This window comes from Dietzia sp. DQ11-71, from assembly GCF_014144995.1.
GTDB classification, from domain to species: domain Bacteria; phylum Actinomycetota; class Actinomycetes; order Mycobacteriales; family Mycobacteriaceae; genus Dietzia; species Dietzia kunjamensis.
The window spans coordinates 1-11,728 of record NZ_JAALDT010000183.1 but is presented as its reverse complement, the minus strand read 5'-3'; the positions used below and the strand labels follow the sequence as shown (position 1 = coordinate 11,728).

Here is an 11,728-nt window from a genome sequence, read left to right as displayed (position 1 = left end):
GCGTCGTCGAGCAGCGCCTCCCACAGGCGCCGGCCCTCGTCGGCGGAGGCGGTGGTGGGGTCGCCCAGCACCCCGTTCGGGCTCACCGCCGCGACGCCACCCTCGCGGAGGGCGGGCAGGATCCGCGGCAACGGTTCGACACATCCGGGCGCGGCGAGGTCGACCCGCACGAGGTCGGGGTGCAGATGCAGCAGGAGCGAGGTCTCGGCGTGACCGGCGTGGGTGTCCGTGGGGTCCTCGCTCGTGCGGCAGGGCAGCCAGGCGGCGTCGCGGCCCTCGTAGCGGAGTCGGGGTACCGCGAGGCGCAGTGCGTCGACGTTGCCGCCGTGCCCGTTGACCACGACGAGCCGGTCCGCCCAGGCGCTCACCGACCGGCCGAGCTCGATGATCGTCCCGGCGAGGGCCTCGGTGCCGATCGACACGGTCCCGTCGAACGCCTGGTGCTCCCCGCTCGCACCGTAGGCGAGGCCGGGGAGCACACGGACGTCACCGGGGGCGAGGGCGCGGGCGGTCGCGGTGGCCAGGAGGGTGTCCGTCTCCGGCGGCAGGTGCGGGCCGTGTTGCTCGGTCGCCCCGAGGGGCAGCACCGCAAGCACTCCCGCACCGGCCCGGCCGGTCGCGCCGATCGCGCCCGTCACGTCGGGTCAGACCTTGATCGCGCCCATGTCGACGGTGAAGGTCGAGGCGGTGATGGTCCGCGAGGCGTCCGAGGCGAGGAACATCACCGAGTCCGAGATGTCGTCGGTGGTGGCCATGCCCATCCCCAGGATCGGCGTGAAGTGCGGCAGGAACTGCGGCATGGTGTTGAACACCTCGAGCGCGTCGGGGTCCTCCGCGCCCATCGGCGTCTGGACACCGTAGGGGTGGATCGTGTTGACCCGGATACCGTGCTCGCCGAGCTCCTTCGCCGCGGTCTGGGCCAGGCCCACCACGCCGTACTTGGACGCCGAGTAGGGCGACTGCACCGGCATGGCCTTGAGACCGGCCACCGAGCTCACCAGGATGATCGACCCGCCGTTACCGGCGGAGAGCATGTGCGGGATCGCCGCACGCAGCGTCTTCCAGTACCCCGTGAGGTTGATGTCGAGGGTGTCCTGCCACTGCTGCTCGTCGAGCTCCCAGACCTTGCCCCAGTTGCAGATGCCCGCGTTGGCGATCACCACGTCCAGGCGGCCACCGAAGCGCTCCACGCCGCGGGCCACGAGGGCCTGCTGGAACGCCAGGTCGCGGACGTCACCGACCTCGGCGAGGATCTCCCCTCCCTCGGCCTCCACGCGCTCGATGGTGGTGGCCAGGTCGTCCTCGGTGGCGGCCCGGTACTTCACGTACTCGGACGGCGAGTCACACAGGTCCAGGCCGATGATCCTGGCGCCCTCGCGCGCGAAGCGGATCGCGTGCTTGCGGCCCTGGCCGCGGGCCACACCGGTGATGTAGACGACCTTGCCGTCGAAATCTCCCACTACAGGGGGTGTCCTTCTCTTCCGTGGTGGTGGGTCAGACGCCGAGACGGCGCATGAAGTCGTCGGGGATGACGTAGTCGTCGCGGTTCAGCTCGGAGATCGAGGACTTGCTCAGCCCGATGAGGCTCGAGTCGAGTCCGGAACGCATGATGTCGAGGACGTTCTCCACTCCCGCCTGGCCGTTGGCCCCGAGCCCCCACAGGTACGCGCGACCGATCATCACGGCCCGGGCACCGAGCGCGAGTGCCTTGGCCACGTCCGAACCGCGACGGATGCCGCCGTCGAGCAGGACCTCTACCTGATCGCCCACCTCGTCGGCGATCGGCGCGAGGCACCGGATGGACGCCGGGGTGGCGTCGAGGTTGTTGCCGCCGTGGTTGGAGACGGAGATCGCGGTGACCCCGGCGTCGACGGCCCGCTTGGCGTCGTCGACCCGGGTGATGCCCTTGAGCATGACCGGTCCGTCGTAGTTCTCCACGACCCAGGCGATGTCCTCCCACGTGGCCGGCGGGGTGCCCATCCACTCGCCGTAGGCACCGAAGAACGTCGGGCCCATCTCGCCCTTGCCCACCAGGTTGGGGGTCGTCAGATCGGGGAACCGCTTGTTGACCACCACGTCGCGGGCCCATTCGGCGGCCCAGCGGGGACGCACGGCGATCTGCGGGGCGAGGGTGATCATGGCCCTGGCGTCGAGCTTCTCCGGGATGGCCGGGCTGCCCCAGTCACGGCCCATCGAGAACGACCAGTCGGTGGTGAGGATGACGCCCGCCGCCCCGGCGGCCTTGGCGCGCTCCAGCCGCTCCAGCACCTTCTCCTTGCCGCCGAGCCAGTACACCTGGAAGAAGGTCTGCGGGTTGGCCGCGATGACCTCCTCAATCGGCTTGGACGCGAACGAGCTCAGTCCCATCGCCGTGCCGCGGGCGGCCGCGGCGCGGGCCACGTCCACCTCGCCGTCCGGCGTGACGGCCTGGACGCCGGTCGGCGAGATCATCACCGGCAGGCTGATGGGCTGGCCCATCACCGTGGTGGCCATCTCGCGGTCCTGCTTGGCGCCGATCACGTGGGGCTTGGGCTCGAGCTCGGTGAAGGCGTCCATGTTGTCGCGGATGGTCACCCCCGCTTCGCTTCCGCCGACGAGCGCCATGTACACGCTCTTGGGCAGCTTCTTCTTCGCGCGGCGCTGGGCCTCCGCGACCGACTCGAACCACGGGTTCTGGCGCCAGGGGTTGGCCTCGGCGATCTTCGACAGGCGGGACACGGTGGTGGGTGCTCCTTCTAGGGGGTTCGTCCGGTCTTGCGGGGTTGGTCCGGGCCAGCGGGGTTCGTCCGGGCGGGCCGGTTTCAGATCGGGGACTCGTCGCACAGGCTGGTGGGCCGGCGCGGTGGTGTCGTGACGAGGGTCAGCGGCACCGGGCCGGTGGGCTGCTTACGCGCCGCGAGTCCCATGGGCCGGGTGTGGTCCTGCGACGGGTCGGGGATGCTGCGCTCAGCCGCGAGCAGTCCCTCTCCGTACCCCTGGACGCACTCGGGGTCCGGGCCGTCCATCGGCAGCCCGGTGAAGAACTTGGCCGCCATGCAGCCACCCCGGCAACTGTCATAGAAGTCGCAGGACGCACACGCCCCGGCCGACTGCGGCTCGCGCAGCTCACGGAACAACTCCGAGGTCTGCCACACCGTCTCGAACCCGCCGTCGGCGACGACGTTGCCGGCGAGGAACTCCTCGTGGATGGCGAACGGACAGGCGTAGACGTCGCCGATCGGGTCGATCAGGCACACCACACGGCCGGCACCGCACAGGTTGAGCCCGGGAAGCGAGCCCTGGCCTTCACCGAACGCCGACAGGTGGAAGAAGCTGTCACCCGTGAGCACGTCGGAGCCGTTCGCGACCAGCCAGTCGTACAGGTCCCTCTGCTGCTCGGGCAGCGGGTGCAGGTCGTCCCACACGTCGGCGCCGCGGCCCGACGGGCGCAGGCGGGTGATGCGCAGGGTCGCGTCGTACTTGTCGGCCAGCGCCTTGAACTCGTCCAGCTGGGTGACGTTCTCGCGCGTCACCACCACCGAGATCTTGGCGTCGGTGAAGCCGGCGTCCTTGAGGTTCTGCAGCGCACGGCAGGCCATGTCGAAGGACCCCGGGCCGCGGACCGCGTCGTTGACCTCCGCGGTCGCACCGTCGATGGAGATCTGGACGTCCACGTAGTCGCTCGCGGCCAGGCGCCTGGCGACCTTCTCGTCGATACGGACACCGTTGGTGGAGAACTTCACGCCCACCTGGTGGCTGGTGGCGTAGTCGACCAGCTCCCAGAAATCGGAGCGGACCGTGGGCTCGCCTCCGCCGATGTTGACGTAGAAGACCTGCATCTTCTGCAGCTCGTCGATGATCGCCTTGCACTGCTCGGTGCTGAGCTCGCGCGGGTCACGGCGACCGGAGGAGCTCAGGCAGTGCACGCAGGCGAGGTTGCAGGCGTAGGTGAGTTCCCAGGTCAGGCAGATCGGCGCGTCGAGCCCGCGCTCGAACTGGTCGACGAGGCGGCCGACGGGCGCCGGAGCAGTGGTGGTCGCGGTGGACGCCGTTGCGGGACGGTCGAGCATGCTGGTCATGAGGTCTCCTCGATCATGCGCGAGGCGGCGAGCTGGCCGAGCGCGTGCAGGTACAGCCGCGCTGTCGCCGGATCATCGATCGACACCCCGGCGGCGGCACAGGCGGCGCGCGCAGTGGGGTGGTCGGCGAGGGTGCGGACCACCTCGACGATGGTCGGCGACTTGAGGAAGCTGAGCTTGCGGGTGTGGAAGTGGTAGAGCAGTGCCCCGAACGGCTCGGGCCGGAGCGCCACCCCGGGGTGCAGGCGCCAGCCGGCGTCGAGGTCGAATTCCGCCGGGGCGGCTGACTGCTCGGCGTCGGCCGGCGCTGCTGCGGAGGTCATCTCAGTAGACCCCACACATGCCGTCGATGGAGACCTCCTCGATGAGGGCCTCCTCCAGCACGACCTCGGTGTTCTGCGTGTTCTCCATGACGTGTCCTCTCGTCTGGCACTCCGGCGACATCCCACCGGTTTCCGGTGAGATCTGCATCATATTGGCACTTAGTGCCAGTGGCAAGGGTCACTCATCTAGGCTCTCGTGTCATGGGAATGCCGGAACTGCCCGGAACCGGGACACGGCCCCCGGGACGTCGGCCGTCGACCACGCGCGCCTCCATCGTCGACGTGGCCCTCGACCTGTTCGCCCGGCAGGGCTACGACGCGACCAGCGTCGACCAGATCGCCGAGGCCGCGCACATCTCCCGCCGCACGCTGTTCCGCTATTTCCCCGGCAAGGCCGCCATCGCCTGGGGCGAGTTCGACGAGCAGATCGACCTCATGCTGGAGTACCTCGCCGACGTGCCCGAGCAGACGCCACTGCGCGACGCCCTCGCCGACGCACTCATCGCGTTCAACACGTTCCCCCGCGAGCAGACGGAGGCGCACCGACTACGGATGCGCCTCCTGCTCGGCGTGGACGAACTGCAGGCGCACTCGACCCTCGTGTACGCCGACTGGCGCCGGGCCGTGGCCGGGTTCGTCGCCGCCAGGCTCGGCCAGGCGGTGGACGATCTCGTGCCCGCCGCGACCGCGCACGCCGCGCTGGGGATCGGGCTGTCGGCCTACCGCCTGTGGGTGGCCGAGCCCGGAGCCGACCAGGATCGCCTCCACGAGCTCCTGCGTCACGGGACACAGATCCTCGCCCGAGAGGACGCGTTCGAGCCCAGTGGGCGACCGCGCTGAACTTACCGGCGGGTAACCTCGTCGTCGTGACCGACTCCGACACCTCCCCCACCCACCACGCCGACACCTCCACCTACCGGCTGTGGAAGACCGCCACCCGGCTCCCGTTCGGCTCCCGCCTGTTCAGCGCGGCGGTGAGCCTCAAGGCCCCGTACTTCCGCACGGCGTACCCGCACGTCGTCGAACTCCGACCGGGCCGCTGCGTCGTCCGCGGACCCGGCTGGTGGGGCAACCGCAACCACATCGGCACCTTCCACGTGATCGCGGCGTGCAACCTCGCCGAGATGGCCGTGGGCATGCTCGCCGAGGCCACGGTTCCCACCACCCACCGATGGATCCCCGTCGGGATGAACGTGCGCTACCCCGCCATGTCGACCGGCGGCATGACCGTCACCGCCGAGTGGACGGACATGCCGGACTTCTCGACTTTCACCAGCGGACAGGACGTCGAGGTCCCGCTGACGTTCGTCGACGACGCCGGGGTCGAGCCCATCACCGGCTCGATCACCATCCGCGTCTCGCCCGGGAAGAAGCGCTGAGACGGTACCGGCTCTCCCGTCGGCGGGCTCGTCGGCGGGCTGACCGGCGCGCTAATCGCGGGTGCGGGCGTCGAAGGCCTTGATCGCTATCGGGGCGATCACCACCGTCAGGCCGACGATCCACAACAGTGACGCCAGCACCGGGTGCTGCAACGGCAGGGCGGCGTCCGGACCGACCGCCGGAGCGTTCCCCCAGAGCTCACGCATCGCCTGCACGACCGAGGAGAGCGGGTTCCACTCCGCGATCGCCCGCAACCACACGGGCATCGACTCCGGCGGGGCGAAGGTGTTGGCGACGAACGTGATGGGGAACGTCGTGGTGAACATGACGCCGTTCACCGCCTCGATCGTCTTGAGCCTCGAGCCCACGACGATGCCGATCCAGATCATGACGAAGCCGAAGCCCAGCAGGATGAGGTACCCCAGCAGCGCGTCGAGGAGCCCGCTGCGGATCCTCCACCCCACGATGAGGCCCGTCAGCGACATGACGACCACGCCGATCGAGGAGTGGATGAGGCTGGACGCACTGCGCGCGATGAGGATCGACGATCGCTGGATGGGCAGCGTCCGGAAGCGGTCGATGATCCCCTTGTTGAGGTCGTTGCACAGCCCGGAGGCCACGACGAACGACGAGAACGCCATGGTCTGCGCCATGATCCCCGGCAGCAGCCACTCCCGGTAGTCCCCGCTGCCCGCCACGGCGATCGCACCGCCGAAGACGAACGCGAACAGCAGGACGAACATCACCGGCTGGATGGTGACGTCGGCGAGGTTCTCCGGCTGGCGCCGGATGTGGAAGAGGTTGCGGCGCACCAGGGCAGAGATCTGCCGGCCGAACGAGGGCCCGTCGGGACGGACCGGCACGGAGAAGCGTTCCCGCTCCGGGGACGTGGTGGCAGGGTCGGCGACAGTGCTCATACCCGGGACTCCTGATCGGTCGTGTCGGTCTGCGGGTCCTCCGCCTTGCGGCCCGTGAGAGAGAGGAAGACGTCGTCGAGACTCGGCCGTTGCAGGCCGATGTCGTCGAGTTCGATACCCGCCTCGGTGAAGTCCGCCGCGATCGCGGCCAGGGCCGAGACCCCCTCCGACGGCGCGGTGAGACGGCGCGCGTCCCGGTCGACGTGCAGATCCTCGATGCGCCCCGCCAGGACGCGGGCGGCCTCGTCCACGTCGTCCGGTCGGGACACCGTGACCACCAGGCTCGCCGCGCCCGAACGGTCCTTGAGCTGCAACGGCGTCCCGTCGGCGATGACGCTGCCGTGGTCGATGACGATCACCCGGTCGGCCAGCTGGTCGGCCTCGTCGAGGTACTGCGTGGTCAGCAGCAACGTCGTGCCGTCCCGCACCAGACCCCGTAGGACGTCCCACAGTTCATTGCGCGACCGCGGGTCGAGCCCCGTGGTCGGCTCGTCCAGGAACAACACGGGCGGGGCGGCGACGAGGCTCGCCGCGAGGTCGAGCCGACGCCGCATTCCGCCGGAGTAGCTCTTCGCGACCCTGGTGGCGGCGTCGGCCAGGGAGAACTTCTCGAGCAGTTCGTCCGCGCGCGCCTTGACCGCCCTCTTGGGCAGGCCGTAGAGGTCGCCGATGAGGCGGAGGTTCTCGCGCCCGGTGAGCAACTCGTCCACCGTCGCCGACTGGGCCGTCAGCCCCATCGCCTTGCGGACCTGCGCCGGCTCACGCAGCACATCGTGCCCGGCGACCCGGGCGGTTCCCGAGGTCGGCGGGCTCAGCGTGGTCATCATCCGGATGGTGGTCGTCTTGCCGGAGCCGTTGGGGCCGAGCAGCCCGAGGACGGTTCCGGTGGGGACCGTGAACGAGATGTCGTCCACGGCGGTGAAATCACCGAAGCGCTTCACGAGGTGCTCTGCTTCTATCGCAGGCGCGGAGGAGGATCGGGTGCTCACCTAGAAAGGGTGTCCCCCGCCCGCGTCCGAGTCAACACTCACCGCTCGCTTTGCGGACAGTTCCTGTCAGCAATGGGCTCCGGCGGGCCCCGGAGCGGATGCCGACGGACGCCTGCCGACCTACCGTGGGGAGTATGCCGCGCATCACAGTGACCTCCGTCCACGTCGACGACCAGACCCGCGCACTGGCCTTCTACACAGAGGTCCTGGGCTTCGTGATCAAGCACGATCTCCCGGCCGGGGACTTCCGCTGGCTGACGGTGGTGGACCCGGGCGACCCGGGTGGCACGCAGCTGCTGCTCGAGCCCGACCAGCACCCGGCGGCGCGCGCGTACGCCACCGCCCTGCACGCCGACGGCATCCCGGCCGCGCAGTTCGAGGTGGACGACATCCACCGGGCCCACGACGAACTGAAGGAGCGGGGCGCCCGGATCGTGCAACCCCCCACCGAGATGGGCCCGGTGTGGGCACTGGTCCTCGACGACACCTGCGGCAACCTGATCCAGCTGGTCACCGCACCCGCGATGTGAGAGTCGTTCCCGCATGCGCCCGCCGGGGGCGCCCGACGTATCGTGGGGAGGTTGCCAGCGCGATCGTCGCCGCCTCACGACCAAAGGATGACCGGAACCCATGAGCCCCATGTCGACCATCCCACCGACCATCGCCCGTTCGTGGCTGCTGCTGCCCGCGGACAAGTCCGAGCGCTTCGACGCCGCCGTCAACTCGGAGATGGACGTGGTGGTCCTCGACGTGGAAGACGGGTGTCGGCAGTCCGAGAAGGAACGGGCCCGTCGTGAGGTCCGTCAGTGGCTCGAGGCCGGGAACCACGCGTGGATCCGCATCAACGACGTCCGGTCCCCCGAATGGGAGAAGGACCTCATGGCGCTCGGGCACTGCCCCGGGCTGGACGGCGTGATGCTGGCCAAGACCGAGAACGCCGAGCACGTCTCCCTCACTGCCGCGCGTCTGGCCGAGAACACCCCGATCGTCGCGCTGGTGGAGTCGGCCGACGGTCTCGCCCAGGCCGCCGAGATCGCCAAGTCCGAGCAGGTGGTGCGGCTGGCGTTCGGCGTCGGTGACTTCCGTCGCGACACGGGCATCGGGTCGTCGCAGATCGCACTGGCGTACACGCGCTCGCAGTTCGTGGTGGCCAGCCGGATCGCGCGCGTGGCCCCGCCCATCGACGGGCCGACCATCTCCAATGACACGCAGGTCCTCAAGGACGCCGCCGAGCACGCGGTCGAGATGGGCATGACCGGCAAGCTGTGCCTCCGCGTGGACCAGGCGCCCTACATCAACGAGGTTCTCTCCCCCTCCGCGGCCGACGTCTCGTGGGCCGAGTCCGTGATCGATGAGCTCGGTCCCGGCGGTGAGCGCGCCCGCGACGGCGCCGACCTGCCGCGCCTGGCCCGGGCCCAGAAGATCGCGCGACTCGCGCAGGCGTACGCCGGGGCTCGCTGACGCGACCTCGCGCGCGAACAGGGCCCCGGCTGCGTTGTGCAGCCGGGGCCCTGTCGTCGTTCGCGGGGTGGGCGTGTTGCCGGGTCAGTGCACCCGCTGGAGCCGGACGTTGGCGAACTCGGTCAGTCCCCAGCGGCCGAGCTCGCGGCCGTAGCCCGAACGCTTGACGCCGCCGAACGGCAGGCCGGGCATCGTCGTGCCGTGTTCGTTGACGTAGGCCATCCCCACCTCGAGCCGCTCGGCCACCTCGGAGGCGCGGTCGACGTCGGTTCCCCACACCGAGCCGGACAGACCGAACGGGGTGTCGTTGGCGATCCGCACGGCCTCGTCGACGGAGTCGTAGCCGTACACCATGGCGACGGGGCCGAAGATCTCCTCGCGGTAGGCGTCCATCTCCGGGGTGATGTCGGTGAGGACGGCGGGCTGCATGAATGCGCCGGGGCGATCGATCGCCGCGCCGCCCGTGACGAGCGTCGCCCCCTGCTCCGCGGCGCGCTGGACCTGCTCGACCACGCCGTCGCGCGCGTCCTCGGAGGACAGCGGGCCCAGCTCGGTGCCCTCGTCGGCGGCGGGCCCGACGGCCAGTTCCTCGTAGAGGTTCTTCAGCCGCCCGACGAAGTCGTCCTTCATCTGCGCGGGCACGAAGATCCGCTTGGGCGAGTTGCAGGCCTGCCCGCAGTTCGACAGCCGCGCCCGGCCCACGGTCTCGACCAGTTCGTCGAGGTCGTCGGCGTCCAGGACGACGAGCGGGTCCGAGCCGCCGAGCTCCAGGACGCTGGGCTTGAGGTTCTTCGCGGCGACGGTGGCCACCGCGGCGCCGGCGCCCTCGCTGCCGGTGAGGGAGACGCCCTTGATCCTGGGGTCGGCGATCATCTCGGCCACCGTGTCACTGGAGGCGTACACGTTGACGTAGGCGTCCTCGGGGAGGCCGGCTCCGCGCTGGACCTTCTCGATCGCCGCCGACGAGCGGGCGCAGATGCTCGCGTGCTTGAGCACGATGGTGTTGCCCAGCAGCAGGTTGGGCGCCGCGAACCGGGCCACCTGGTAGTAGGGGTAGTTCCACGGCATGATGCCGACCAGCGGGCCGACCGGCTCGTAGGTCACCCGGTTGAGGCGGGCGTCCGGCACATCGAGGGTGTCGGACTCGAGCAGCGCGGGACCGTGCTCGCCGTACCAGCGGTAGATCGACGCCGCGAGGGCCACCTCGCCGCGGGCCTGCGCGGGGAGCTTGCCCATCTCGGTGGTGATCGCCTTGCCGAGCTCCTCTTGGTGCTCCTCGAAGGCGTCGGCGATCGCCAGGAGGATCCGTGCCCGCTCGGACACCTCCGTCGCGCGCCAGGCGGTGAACCCCTCGGTGACGGTGCTCAGGATGGCGTCGACGTCCTCGGTCTGCTCGTACTCGCGGTCGGTCCGGCCGGTCGACGGATCGTGCGTGACGTACATGCGGTCCCCCTTCGTGTGGCGTTCTCCACGTGGCGTTCACCGGGATCGTTCCCGGGTCGTGCCGCGACGGTAGGACGCCCGCGGGCCGGACGCATCCGGTCGACACGCCACGACCCCGCCGTCGTCGCGGGACGTCGGCGGGGTCGGGGTGCCCGTCGAGCCGGTTCAGCCCCAGCCCTGGGCGGCGCGACGATCGGCGTCGGCCATACCCTGATTGCCCTGGCCGGCGGCGCGGGAGATCTCGGCGAGCATCGACTGGAGCGCGGCCGCGGCCTGATCCCAGTCGTTCTGGTGCGCCTGGTAGGCGACGGCGGCGTCGCCCTCCCACTCGGCGACCAGCGGTGCGAGGTAGGCCTTGAGATCGTCGAGAGTGGTGCGCAGGTTGACCGAGGCCTGCGTGACCTGGCCGACGAGTGCCTCGATCGGGCCGTGGTTGTAGGTGATCTGTCCTGAGGTCATGGGGGTACCCTTCCGGTGCTGGCGGTGATGGCGGTGCTGGTGGTCAGAGGTTGAGAGGCCCGGCGGCGCCGGCGCGGTTGATGAGCGCGGCCGAATCCTGGTCCGCTGCGTCGAACGATGTGCTGTTGGTGCGCATCGTCTCCGAGATCCCCGCCAGCGCGGTGTTGAGCTTGGTGCTCTGCTGCTGCCATTCGGTCATGATCTGGGTGAAGCGGGCCTGCGCGGCGCCCCTCCACACCGAGCCGCCGAGTTGGGACACCGAGTCCCGCACGGTGCCGAGCAGGCGGTCGATCTCCAGGTTCACGTCGTCGACCCTCCTGGCCGCGGTGTCCATGGTCCCGATGTGGGTGTTGAACCCGGTCATCTCGTCCTCCACTGTGGTCGGTGCGGAATCCCCTTCTGGGTCCGTCACAGTGTTCGACGCGCCCGTGGGGCGGTTCGGTTCCGCAGGATCGGTAAAAACTCGTCCGTCCCGCTCGTGTCCGGGCCGCCCGCGCGGTCCGGTCACGCGACCCGGTCACGCGGTCGCGTACAGGCGCCACGCCGCCTCGACCGGTGAGATCGCGGGGACCACGAAGGACAGCAGTCGGGCCCGGTCGCAGGCGTCCACGACGCGCTCGGCGAGGCGACCGCGCACCAGCACCTCGGTCGACCCGGTGCCCGCCTCACGCCGGCGACGGCGCACCTCGGCGACGGCG

At 70.2% G+C, this 11,728-nt stretch carries 15 protein-coding genes and 1 pseudogene; 4 read left to right on the top strand and 12 right to left on the bottom strand.

Annotation, left to right across the window (positions count from 1 at the left end):
• The 6 genes from mftE to mftA all read right to left on the bottom strand — a co-directional run.
• Positions 1 to 638, bottom strand: a 638-nt coding sequence (gene mftE / locus G6023_RS07590; protein WP_182634794.1) for a mycofactocin biosynthesis peptidyl-dipeptidase MftE, incomplete at its 3' end; no start/stop codon positions are given.
• A 6-nt stretch (positions 639 to 644) separates the two neighbouring features.
• On the bottom strand, positions 645 to 1,460 hold the full coding sequence (locus G6023_RS07585) for a mycofactocin-coupled SDR family oxidoreductase (RefSeq protein WP_067716570.1): 816 nt from the start codon (positions 1,458 to 1,460) through the stop codon (positions 645 to 647).
• A gap of 34 nt (positions 1,461 to 1,494) precedes the next feature.
• Positions 1,495 to 2,718 carry a pre-mycofactocin synthase MftD gene (gene mftD / locus G6023_RS07580; protein WP_067716572.1) on the bottom strand — a complete coding sequence of 408 codons (1,224 nt, stop codon included), beginning with the start codon at positions 2,716 to 2,718 and terminating at the stop codon, positions 1,495 to 1,497.
• Between the two features lie 83 nt (positions 2,719 to 2,801).
• Positions 2,802 to 4,058: a mycofactocin radical SAM maturase gene (gene mftC, locus G6023_RS07575; protein ID WP_119193248.1), complete on the bottom strand. Its 1,257-nt coding sequence runs from the start codon at positions 4,056 to 4,058 to the stop codon at positions 2,802 to 2,804.
• On the bottom strand, positions 4,055 to 4,381 hold the full coding sequence (gene mftB / locus G6023_RS07570; RefSeq protein ID WP_067716578.1) for a mycofactocin biosynthesis chaperone MftB: 327 nt from the start codon (positions 4,379 to 4,381) through the stop codon (positions 4,055 to 4,057). Before mftB ends, mftC begins: the two co-directional genes overlap by 4 nt.
• Before the next feature lies 1 nt (position 4,382).
• Complete coding sequence (gene mftA, locus G6023_RS07565; protein ID WP_067716580.1) at positions 4,383 to 4,469, bottom strand: mycofactocin precursor MftA; 87 nt, start codon at positions 4,467 to 4,469, stop codon at positions 4,383 to 4,385.
• Between the two features lie 113 nt (positions 4,470 to 4,582).
• On the opposite strand from mftA, the gene mftR reads away from it, so the two are divergent.
• Together mftR and G6023_RS07555 are read left to right on the top strand one after the other, a co-directional pair.
• Positions 4,583 to 5,221: a mycofactocin system transcriptional regulator MftR gene (gene mftR, locus G6023_RS07560; RefSeq protein ID WP_067716583.1), complete on the top strand. Its 639-nt coding sequence runs from the start codon at positions 4,583 to 4,585 to the stop codon at positions 5,219 to 5,221.
• A 26-nt stretch (positions 5,222 to 5,247) separates the two neighbouring features.
• A complete protein-coding gene (locus tag G6023_RS07555; RefSeq protein WP_067716585.1) occupies positions 5,248 to 5,760 on the top strand; it encodes a hotdog fold domain-containing protein in 513 nt (170 codons plus the stop codon).
• Positions 5,761 to 5,811: 51 nt separating this feature from the next.
• Here the strand turns inward: G6023_RS07555 and G6023_RS07550 are convergent, their stop codons facing one another.
• Complete coding sequence (locus tag G6023_RS07550; RefSeq protein WP_067716588.1) at positions 5,812 to 6,678, bottom strand: ABC transporter permease; 867 nt, start codon at positions 6,676 to 6,678, stop codon at positions 5,812 to 5,814.
• Positions 6,675 to 7,667, bottom strand: a complete 993-nt coding sequence (locus G6023_RS07545) for an efflux ABC transporter ATPase subunit, DrrA-related (protein ID WP_182634792.1) — start codon at positions 7,665 to 7,667, stop codon at positions 6,675 to 6,677. Before G6023_RS07545 ends, G6023_RS07550 begins: the two co-directional genes overlap by 4 nt.
• 134 nt (positions 7,668 to 7,801) lie before the next feature.
• Here G6023_RS07545 and G6023_RS07540 point away from each other — a divergent pair, with 134 nt between their 5' ends.
• Complete coding sequence (locus G6023_RS07540) at positions 7,802 to 8,197, top strand: VOC family protein (RefSeq protein WP_069390275.1); 396 nt, start codon at positions 7,802 to 7,804, stop codon at positions 8,195 to 8,197.
• Between the two features lie 109 nt (positions 8,198 to 8,306).
• A complete protein-coding gene (locus tag G6023_RS07535; protein WP_082923926.1) occupies positions 8,307 to 9,128 on the top strand; it encodes an HpcH/HpaI aldolase/citrate lyase family protein in 822 nt (273 codons plus the stop codon).
• A gap of 84 nt (positions 9,129 to 9,212) precedes the next feature.
• Here the strand turns inward: G6023_RS07535 and G6023_RS07530 are convergent, their stop codons facing one another.
• The 4 genes and pseudogenes from G6023_RS07530 to G6023_RS07515 form a co-directional block, all read right to left on the bottom strand.
• The gene (locus G6023_RS07530) at positions 9,213 to 10,571 is read right to left on the bottom strand and encodes an NAD-dependent succinate-semialdehyde dehydrogenase (RefSeq protein WP_067716599.1); all 1,359 of its coding nucleotides are present in this window, start codon (positions 10,569 to 10,571) and stop codon (positions 9,213 to 9,215) included.
• A 165-nt stretch (positions 10,572 to 10,736) separates the two neighbouring features.
• Positions 10,737 to 11,030: a WXG100 family type VII secretion target gene (locus G6023_RS07525; RefSeq protein ID WP_067716601.1), complete on the bottom strand. Its 294-nt coding sequence runs from the start codon at positions 11,028 to 11,030 to the stop codon at positions 10,737 to 10,739.
• A 43-nt stretch (positions 11,031 to 11,073) separates the two neighbouring features.
• On the bottom strand, positions 11,074 to 11,394 hold the full coding sequence (locus G6023_RS07520) for a WXG100 family type VII secretion target (RefSeq protein ID WP_067716986.1): 321 nt from the start codon (positions 11,392 to 11,394) through the stop codon (positions 11,074 to 11,076).
• Positions 11,395 to 11,547: 153 nt separating this feature from the next.
• A pseudogene (locus G6023_RS07515) lies at positions 11,548 to 11,728 on the bottom strand (hypothetical protein); the annotation flags it as partial.

Coding starts and splice junctions, on each gene's coding strand:
- mftR (WP_067716583.1), top strand. CDS start 4,583: ATGGGAATGCCGGAACTGCCCGGAACCGGGACACGGCCCCCGGGACGT.
- G6023_RS07520 (WP_067716986.1), bottom strand. CDS start 11,394: ATGACCGGGTTCAACACCCACATCGGGACCATGGACACCGCGGCCAGG.
- mftC (WP_119193248.1), bottom strand. CDS start 4,058: ATGACCAGCATGCTCGACCGTCCCGCAACGGCGTCCACCGCGACCACC.
- mftB (WP_067716578.1), bottom strand. CDS start 4,381: ATGACCTCCGCAGCAGCGCCGGCCGACGCCGAGCAGTCAGCCGCCCCG.
- mftA (WP_067716580.1), bottom strand. CDS start 4,469: ATGGAGAACACGCAGAACACCGAGGTCGTGCTGGAGGAGGCCCTCATC.
- G6023_RS07540 (WP_069390275.1), top strand. CDS start 7,802: ATGCCGCGCATCACAGTGACCTCCGTCCACGTCGACGACCAGACCCGC.
- G6023_RS07535 (WP_082923926.1), top strand. CDS start 8,307: ATGTCGACCATCCCACCGACCATCGCCCGTTCGTGGCTGCTGCTGCCC.
- G6023_RS07530 (WP_067716599.1), bottom strand. CDS start 10,571: ATGTACGTCACGCACGATCCGTCGACCGGCCGGACCGACCGCGAGTAC.
- G6023_RS07550 (WP_067716588.1), bottom strand. CDS start 6,678: ATGAGCACTGTCGCCGACCCTGCCACCACGTCCCCGGAGCGGGAACGC.
- G6023_RS07525 (WP_067716601.1), bottom strand. CDS start 11,030: ATGACCTCAGGACAGATCACCTACAACCACGGCCCGATCGAGGCACTC.